We start from the raw sequence: 8,519 nt of genomic DNA on the forward strand, positions 1-8,519 counted from the left end.
CTTGCTTGATCACTTGATATTTTTTATCTTCAGACATTGTTAAAACTATTTTCCTCATCTTTCTAATGTAACACAGAGGACATTTTCATATTCGATTTACTTAAGACATTATCACTTTCGAATGATAGGTTACATTTATAAAGCTGGGTAAAATTGACAAAGAGAGGGTCTTGTTTTAAAATGGAGGGTACAGTTTTTTAGAGAGACTCCAATTTTGCGAAAGGTTGGAGTAGAGGAGTAGACATGTTAGAGTTTTTGACGCAGTTGGATGCGTTTGTCTGGGGACCTCCCCTTTTAATTTTGTTGGTGGGAACAGGGATTTTCCTAAGTTTCCGTTTGGGAATGCTACAAGTAACCCAGCTTCCAAGAGCCTTAAAATTGATTTTTAAAGCGGATGATAAGGAAGGGACTGGTGATATTTCCAGTTTTGCAGCCTTGAGTACGGCTTTAGCTGCCACCATCGGTACCGGGAATATTGTTGGGGTAGCAACAGCCATTAAGATGGGTGGCCCTGGTGCCCTCTTCTGGATGTGGGTAGCTGCCTTCTTCGGGATGGCTACCAAATACGCTGAAGGTGTTTTGGCCATTCGATATCGAGTGAAGGATGAAAAGGGAGCTGCCTCTGGTGGACCCATGTACTACATTGTGAATGGGATGGGAGAGAAATGGCGCCCTCTAGCCAATTTCTTCGCAGGAGGTGCCGTATTAACAGCCCTTTTGTCCACCGGTACTTTCACACAGGTTTCTTCTATTACGGACTCCATTAAGACAGGATTGGGAATTGGTTCAGAAGTGACTGGACCGATCCTGACGATTCTAGTGGCGATTGCGATTTTTGGAGGTATTCAAAGTATTTCTAAAATCTCAACAGCAGTAGTTCCATTTATGGCTTTGGTTTATGTCCTAGCAGCCGGAACCATTCTTGTTGTAAACATTGATCAATTGCTTCCGACTCTTGAATTGGTTGTGACCAGTGCCTTCACTCCTGCAGCCGCTCTTGGAGGCTTTGCGGGCGCGACAGTTCGGACAGCGATTCAGACAGGGATTGCGCGTGGGGTCTTCTCCAACGAATCTGGAATGGGAAGTGCACCGATTGCGGCTGCGGCTGCTAAGACCGAATCGCCTGTAGAGCAAGGTCTGATTTCGATGACCGGTACCTTTATTGATACCATTATTGTTTGTAGCTTGACTGGTTTATCCATCTTGATTACTGGTGTTTGGACAGGAGAAGCTAATGGGGCTAGCTTAACACAAGCAGCTTTTGGTACGGTATTTGGTAACCTAGGAGCAGTTCTTCTCATGCTTTTCTTGGTTCTATTTGCCTTTACAACCATTATCGGCTGGAACTATTATGGGGAGCGGTGCTTTGAGTTCCTCTTCGGGCTTCGTTTTATCTGGATTTATCGAGCGCTCTATGTTGCTTTTGTTTTCCTTGGAGCTTTTCTAACAGTAGATGTTATTTGGCTGATTGCGGATATCGTGAATGCCCTTATGGTACTTCCCAACTTGATTGCTCTCTTGGCGCTTAGTCCGATTGTTGTGATGGAGACCAAAAAGTATTTAGACAAACAAAAGAAAGCCTAAGTAATACAAGTCGAGATGAAGAATCTCGGCTTTTTATGCTCATATATACTCGAAATAGTTCGAAATCTGAAATGAATTTTAATCCAGAAATTGGATTAAAATGTATAGGTCATGAAGCAAGCATCGCTTGCAATCAATCCGATGAAGATGGTTCAACAGGTCTGGGAGACCTGTTGAATATTATCGCTAAAGCGTGCAAGGCACGCAATCAAAGGGGGTTGGTGAAGAGGATTCACACATTCAGATTTTGAAATGTAATGAGTATTATTACTGTATTGGCTCGTCTTGCCGTACTTTAGTACTGCCAGCGACTCGCTGCCTTGTACTAAAAGACTATAGTATCAAAAAAACCTCTGGCCAAAGCCAGAGGGATTTGTAGACTAAGCTTCTTTTTTCTTCCACGCGCTCCATTCTGCATAGGCAGTATAGAGAACGTCGGTTGAAGAGTTGAGGGCAGTTTCACAGGCATCTTGGATGATACCGATGATAAAGCCGACTCCGATAACTTGTGCTGAGATATCACCAGAGATCCCAAAGAGGCTACATGCCACAGGAATCAGGAGCAGAGATCCACCGGTAACCCCAGAAGCTCCACAGGCTGACAAGGCAGCTACAACAGAGAGGAGGAGGGCAGTTCCGAAGTCCACATTAATACCAAGAGTGTGAACCGCTGCAAGAGAAAGAATAGTGATGGTAATGGCGGCACCACCCATGTTGATGGTTGCTCCAAGCGGGATAGAGATTGTATAGGTATCTTTGTCCAAACCAAGCTCTTCACAGAGTTTCAAGTTTACGGGGATGTTGGCTGCTGAGCTTCGAGTAAAGAAGGCAGTTACACCGCTGACTTGTAAGGTTTTGAGGACAAGTGGATATGGATTTTTACGCATCATCACAAATCCAATGATTGGGTTGATAACCAAGGCTACAAAGAGGTTGGTTGCCACAATCACAAGGATCAATTGGCCGTAACCTAGAAGGGCATCGACCCCTTGTTCAGAGATCGCTTTGAAAACCAAACCAAGGATTCCGAATGGTGCTAAGTTAATTACCCAAGCTACGACAGTTGAGGTTACATCTGCCACCGTTTGAAGCAATTCTTTACTTTGCTTGCTCGCTTGGCGCATAGCAATTCCAAAGACGCTAGCCCAAGCTAAAATTCCGATGTAGTTACCATTGGAAATAGCGCTAACTGGGTTTTCTACAATGTTGAGTAAGAGGTTACGAGCGATTTCAGCCAATCCACTAGGCGGTGCGATATCCGTAGCCGCATTTGCTAGTGTTAAGGTTGTTGGGAAAGCAAAGGATACAAGCACAGCAACCAAAGCAGCAGCAAACGTGCCGAATAGGTAAAGGAGAACGATGGTTTTTATATTGGATTGTCCACCTTCTCTGTGCTGAGAAAGGGCGTTGGTTACCAATGCAAATACCAAGAGAGGGGCAACTGCTCGCAAAGCACCTACGAAGACATCTCCGAGGATTCCGATAGCTGACCAAGATGGAACGATGAGGGCGAGGGCAAAACCAATGACAACCCCAATTGCAATTCGCTTGATCAGACTGGCTCGATTCCAGGCCTGAATGTAACGTTTCATGATTGAAACCTCCTTTAAAATTTATTTTAAATAGTCTACTATAAGAAAATTCCACTGTCAATGGATTTTCTGGGTTTTTATGAAAAAAGTTCGGAATTTTTGCAACTTTCTCCCCCCTTTTTTATAAAAACTTATGGAAATCATAAGAGGATTTGATAACAGATGTTGCAGGCGGAAGACTTCCCCTGTGTTATAATGATAATAAGGAAAAGGAGGTTTTATGCAAAACCTAGTATTACGAACCTTAGAGAAGATTCAATGGGAAGATCTACTAGACCAGTTCCTGTCCAAATTACTTTCACTGCTTTTTCTCTTTGTCTTGTTTTGGATGGGGAAAAAACTCATTCATGGACTTGTTCATCGTTTGCTTGCTCCCTCCATGTTGCTGGTGCAGAGTAATTCAGCTCGCAAGGAAACTCTTTTGCATTTGGTGGATAATGTTCTAAACTATGCCCTCTATTTTCTTTTGATTTATTGGGTGCTATCGATTCTTGGTTTACCGGTCTCCTCGCTACTAGCTGGAGCTGGTTTGGCAGGGGTTGTGGTTGGTCTAGGGGCTCAGGGCTTCTTGTCAGATATGGTGAATGGTTTCTTTATCCTATTGGAAAGGCAATTAGATGTTGGAGATTATGTGACCCTGCCAAATGGATCTGGCAAACTATCCGGTACTGTCGAAAATGTTGGAATCCGAACAACCCAGGTTCGTGATAGCAATGGGACTCTCTACTATATTCCCAATCGACAGATTCTCATCGTTAGCAATCAGTCTCGGGGAGATGTTTCCATTAGCTTGGACTTGCCTTTGTTACCGGGGACAGACTTTGAGCTTGTGGATCGGGTTGTGGAGCAAGTCAACCAGTCGCAACTGCAGGGATTTGACCAATTAGATGGTCAGCCTAAAGTTCTTGGACCGCAGTGGAGTCGGAGTGAAGGATTTGTCTATCGCATTTCGATCCCTATTCGCCAAGGACAGGATGCGGGGGTGGCTTATCCCATTTATCGCTTGTACCAGGATGCCTTGAAGGAAGCTGGTGTGCATTTGTCGACTTCTTCCGGATCTACGAATTAAGGAGGTGCATCCAGAATGTCTGACAAAAAGACTTTGCGGTCTCAGCCCTATTGGATTTGGATCCTTAGCTTGGTGGGGTTGAATGTCCTTTTACTACTTGGAATTGGTGGTCTGCTCTTTTCTTATTTAGGGCTAGCCGAGGAAAATGAGCAGTATGCCCGTCTTTTAGGTTTAAATCAAAAAGAAGAGAGTGTCATCGAGCAAAAGCTGGGCCAATCGCGGCAATTTGTAACCGGGGAACGGGTAACGGTTAAGACCATCGAAACAGATGAAAATCAGGAGATGTGGGATGATGCCACTGGATCAGCGGTTGTGGTTGAGCTCTTGGTTGAAAATAGTCATGGGAATACCTTCCGTGTGAATCCCTATAGTTACGAATTATTTGATGAAGAGGGAGAACCCTTGCTGTTAGATAGTGTGACCTTTGATCAGGAGGCTTTGGAGAGCAGTCTGGAACCGGGTGATCAAGGTAGCTATCGTTTGGTTTTTGATGGCGAGATGGGGGAAGGGCCCTATTATCTTGTCCACTACGATACAGAATGGAAGTCTAATTAGGAGGTCACTATGAAATCAATATATTTAGCAGGTGGTTGTTTTTGGGGTTTAGAGGAATATTTTTCTCGCATTGATGGTGTTCAGGAGACTAGTGTGGGTTATGCCAATGGCCAAGTCGAAACAACCAATTATCAACTCTTAAAAGAAACCGACCATGCAGAAACAGTCTTTGTCAGTTATGACCCTGCAGTCCTTAGCTTACGGGAAATTCTGCTGTATTATTTCCGAGTGATTGATCCGCTCAGTGTCAATCGCCAGGGCAATGATCGTGGTCGCCAATACCGAACAGGGATTTATTACCAGGATGCCCAAGATCTACCTGTGATTGAGCAGGTTATGGCTGAACAGTCGCAACATTTTGGCAACCAACCCTTGGCTGTTGAAGTGGAACCGCTTCGCCACTATATCCCTGCAGAAGATTATCACCAAGATTATTTGAAGAAAAATCCAGGAGGTTACTGCCACATCAATGTGGAGGATGCCTACCAGCCTTTGATTGATCCTGCCCTTTACCAAAAGCCTGACCAAGAGGAGTTGAAGCAGCGTTTATCTGTAGAAGAATATGCGGTGACTCAGGAAAATGCGACCGAGCGTCCATTTGATAACAGGTATGATGAACATTTCCAAGAAGGAATTTATGTGGACATTACTTCTGGAGAGCCCCTCTTCCAGTCTGCAGATAAATACAATTCAGGTTGTGGTTGGCCAGCCTTCTCCAAACCCATTGCCAAGGACCTTATTCAGTACCGTCAGGATTTGAGTCACGGGATGCGCCGGATTGAGGTTCGGAGTCGGGCAGGGGACGCCCATTTGGGACATGTTTTTGAAGATGGTCCGCAAGAATCAGGTGGACTTCGCTACTGTATCAATAGTGCTGCCCTCCGTTTTGTGGCTAAGGAAGATCTGGAAGTGGAAGGCTATGGTTATTTACTAGACTTGTTTGATTAGGAAGATGTTATGAAGAAGGAAGTTTTTGTAACAGGTCTCTTGACAACGGTGACCCTGGCGGGGTTAGGAGTCTACTTTGGTCGTCCTTATGTTCAGGAACTAGTAAAGGGTCAGGAAGACAGTCAGGCGACCCAAGCTCGGATTATGGCACACGGTGATTTGCTCTACCATGACCTTCTCTACTATTCTGTAGAGCAGGCGGATGGCAGCTATGATTTCTCTGAAAACTTTACCTATGTCAAATCCTGGTTAGAACAAGCTGACCTGGCCATTGGCGATTTTGAAGGAACCATTAACCCGGACTATCCCTTGAGCGGTTACCCGCTCTTTAATGCGCCTCCCCAAGTGGTAGAGGCTATTAAAGATGCTGGCTACGATGCCATGGACCTGGCCCACAACCATATTTTAGATTCGGGCTTTGAAGGCGTGGCGACTACTGCCCAAGCCTTCAAAGACGCTGGTATTACCCCCATTGGCGTTTATCCTGATCAAGCACGCGATCAGGCTCCCTTGCTTATCAAGGAGGTCAATGGCATTAAGATTGCGCTCCTAGCCTATGCTTATGGTTTTAATGGGTTGGAAGCTGGGCTGAGCCCAGAAGAGTATGAGGCAGTTCTCTCTGATTTGGATCAGGAGAAAATGGAGGCGGAAATAAAGCGGGCCGAGAAAGAGGCGGACCTCACGATTGTCATGCCGCAAATGGGTGAGGAATACCGTTTGGAGCCGACCGAGGAACAGGTTGAGCTATACCGCAAGATGGTGGACTGGGGCGCTGACCTGGTATTCGGTGGCCACCCGCATGTTCCAGAACCAACTGAAATGATTGAAAAAGATGGGGAAAACAAGTTCATCATCTATTCTATGGGCAATTTCATTTCCAATCAGCGAATCGAGAGCTTGGATGGAATGGCCAACTCCGAATGGACGGAGCGTGGGGTCCTCATGGATGTAGAAGTGGAGAAACAGGGCCAAAAGACTCGGATTAAATCTGTCAAAGGCCACCCAACCTGGGTGAATCGAGTCGAGAAGGGAACCTATTCGCAAGCGGGATTCCCTCAATACCTCTACCAAACCTTGGTGGTAGAAGATTTCTTGAAAGGTGGTCGCTATGAGGGCCAACTCGATGCCGAAACGCAGGCGCGGGTTGAAAACGCTTTTCTTGAAACAAACGAACTTTTGAACCTTCAATGGCTTAATAAAAAATAAGAATGTACAGAAAAAGGGGCAAGACTTGAACTTGCTCCTTTTCATAGTAGCTAGATATCATTGAAAATAGAGAATATCTTGAATTATAAGTTATAGTCGTTTAGTTTGTTTTTAGTACAAGGCAGCGAGTCGTAGACAGTACTGATACTTAACTAACTTCAAAATCGGAATACTCGAATCTTTCAAAGAGATGACTAGGAAAGCCGATGACGGTAGTTCAACAGGTCTGGGAGACCTGTTGAATATTATCGATAAGGCATGCAAAGCACGCAATCAAAAAGTTCATCAAAGAGGCTTGACAAAGTCAGATTTTGAAATTCAATGAGTATGAAGTACGGCAAGACGAACTAACACAGTAATAAAAGATAAACTAAAAGAGTATATCTTTGTTGATTTTAAAGAAATTTGAAGACTATCAGACAAATCTATGCGGCGTGATTCTTATGTATTAACTTTTACCAGTCTAAGGTATTCACAATTGAGCGAACTGAAATAGTTGATGAGGTATTCTTACTGACAATTATTTTTGAAGATTGTTGAACAGTGTTAAGAAGCAATATAGCTGAAATATTAAATAGAACAAAAAAATTTTTCATGTTGTTGTTTCTCCTCTTGAATTTGTAATTTGATTCACATACAATTATTTTATAATAAAGAAATAGAAATTTAGAATGTGTTACGTATTTGTAACAGGAGTGTTTAAATAAATAAATATGGTCGTGTTTTCAAAATGATTCGGAATTCTAAAAATTTATCCATTCGGGAAGTGGCAGGACAAGATATTTCGGCTGCTCAGATTTCTCGCTTTGAAAAAGGAGAAAATGATATTTCTCTTTCAAAATTTATGGCCTGTCTACAACGGATGGATGTACTTCTAGGTGAGTTTTGGAATTTTTATCATGTTTATTACCAAGAAGAGGATCCGAGGGTAACAATTGATTTTAATCAAGCACTTTTAAACAAAAATACATCTTATTTCCTAAATTTACAGGCGAATTATGAAGAAAAGTATAAGACTGAAAGAAGAGCGTCGGATCGTGTAATGATTTCAGTCGTTCAGGTTTTGTTGAATCGGTGTGATGAACGCTACCTTATTTCTGAAAAAGATAAAGAAGTTATCGCGGACTATCTGATGGGAATTTCGGATTGGTGTTTGTTTGAACTCTGGATTCTGGGTTCATGTGGACAAGCGCTTGAGTCTAGAGCGATTGAGATATTTGGATTAGAAATCATTCAAAAAACTCAATTTTACCCGTTGTGCTAGTTGATTTAAGGGTAAGCAAGTGAATATTTTAGACTGAAACCATTTTCGATCTGGCTTTGATGAAGTAATATGGAAGGGCACCTCTAAAAACTAAACTCTTAAAAATTCGAACATTGATTTATCAAGATTTCTACGACATGATTTGATGCAAAACCGGAGTTTTTCGAGGTGCCCGGAATAAGTTAATAGGATGGCCTCTACTTTAAATTTTAAAGCATAGAGATTCCTGCATCTTAAATCCTCAATCCCAAACTGCTCTAAACTCGAAAATACCGTTTCAATTGGTTTACGCAGTCGTCCA

At 43.2% G+C, this 8,519-nt stretch carries 7 protein-coding genes; 6 read left to right on the forward strand and 1 reads right to left on the reverse strand.

From position 1 onward, the window contains the following. The first annotated feature begins 243 nt into the window (after positions 1–243). Complete coding sequence (locus I1A59_RS08595) at positions 244–1,584, forward strand: sodium:alanine symporter family protein (protein WP_196092365.1); 1,341 nt, start codon at positions 244–246, stop codon at positions 1,582–1,584. A gap of 380 nt (positions 1,585–1,964) precedes the next feature. Here the strand turns inward: I1A59_RS08595 and sstT are convergent, their stop codons facing one another. Further along, on the reverse strand, positions 1,965–3,176 hold the full coding sequence (sstT, locus tag I1A59_RS08600; RefSeq protein WP_196092366.1) for a serine/threonine transporter SstT: 1,212 nt from the start codon (positions 3,174–3,176) through the stop codon (positions 1,965–1,967). A 220-nt stretch (positions 3,177–3,396) separates the two neighbouring features. Here sstT and I1A59_RS08605 point away from each other — a divergent pair, with 220 nt between their 5' ends. The 5 genes from I1A59_RS08605 (at position 3,397) to I1A59_RS08625 (ending at position 8,218) form a co-directional block, all read left to right on the forward strand. Next, positions 3,397–4,245, forward strand: coding sequence for a mechanosensitive ion channel family protein (locus tag I1A59_RS08605; RefSeq protein ID WP_196092367.1), 849 nt, complete (start codon positions 3,397–3,399; stop codon positions 4,243–4,245). A 15-nt stretch (positions 4,246–4,260) separates the two neighbouring features. Beyond that, on the forward strand, positions 4,261–4,800 hold the full coding sequence (locus tag I1A59_RS08610) for a DUF4352 domain-containing protein (protein WP_196092368.1): 540 nt from the start codon (positions 4,261–4,263) through the stop codon (positions 4,798–4,800). A 9-nt stretch (positions 4,801–4,809) separates the two neighbouring features. Then, complete coding sequence (gene msrB, locus I1A59_RS08615; protein WP_196092369.1) at positions 4,810–5,748, forward strand: peptide-methionine (R)-S-oxide reductase MsrB; 939 nt, start codon at positions 4,810–4,812, stop codon at positions 5,746–5,748. 9 nt (positions 5,749–5,757) lie between these two features. After that, on the forward strand, positions 5,758–6,954 hold the full coding sequence (locus I1A59_RS08620) for a CapA family protein (protein ID WP_196092370.1): 1,197 nt from the start codon (positions 5,758–5,760) through the stop codon (positions 6,952–6,954). 730 nt (positions 6,955–7,684) lie between these two features. Beyond that, the gene (locus I1A59_RS08625; protein ID WP_348769639.1) at positions 7,685–8,218 is read left to right on the forward strand and encodes a hypothetical protein; all 534 of its coding nucleotides are present in this window, start codon (positions 7,685–7,687) and stop codon (positions 8,216–8,218) included. Positions 8,219–8,519: the final 301 nt, after the last annotated feature.

The sequence above is a fragment of the Streptococcus sp. NLN76 genome, assembly GCF_015686645.1.
GTDB lineage: Bacteria > Bacillota > Bacilli > Lactobacillales > Streptococcaceae > Streptococcus.

Excerpts from the sequence above, each read along its gene's own strand:
- I1A59_RS08595 (WP_196092365.1), top strand. The coding sequence starts at position 244 with ATGTTAGAGTTTTTGACGCAGTTGGATGCGTTTGTCTGGGGACCTCCC.
- sstT (WP_196092366.1), bottom strand. The coding sequence starts at position 3,176 with ATGAAACGTTACATTCAGGCCTGGAATCGAGCCAGTCTGATCAAGCGA.
- I1A59_RS08605 (WP_196092367.1), top strand. The coding sequence starts at position 3,397 with ATGCAAAACCTAGTATTACGAACCTTAGAGAAGATTCAATGGGAAGAT.
- I1A59_RS08610 (WP_196092368.1), top strand. The coding sequence starts at position 4,261 with ATGTCTGACAAAAAGACTTTGCGGTCTCAGCCCTATTGGATTTGGATC.
- msrB (WP_196092369.1), top strand. The coding sequence starts at position 4,810 with ATGAAATCAATATATTTAGCAGGTGGTTGTTTTTGGGGTTTAGAGGAA.
- I1A59_RS08620 (WP_196092370.1), top strand. The coding sequence starts at position 5,758 with ATGAAGAAGGAAGTTTTTGTAACAGGTCTCTTGACAACGGTGACCCTG.
- I1A59_RS08625 (WP_348769639.1), top strand. The coding sequence starts at position 7,685 with ATGATTCGGAATTCTAAAAATTTATCCATTCGGGAAGTGGCAGGACAA.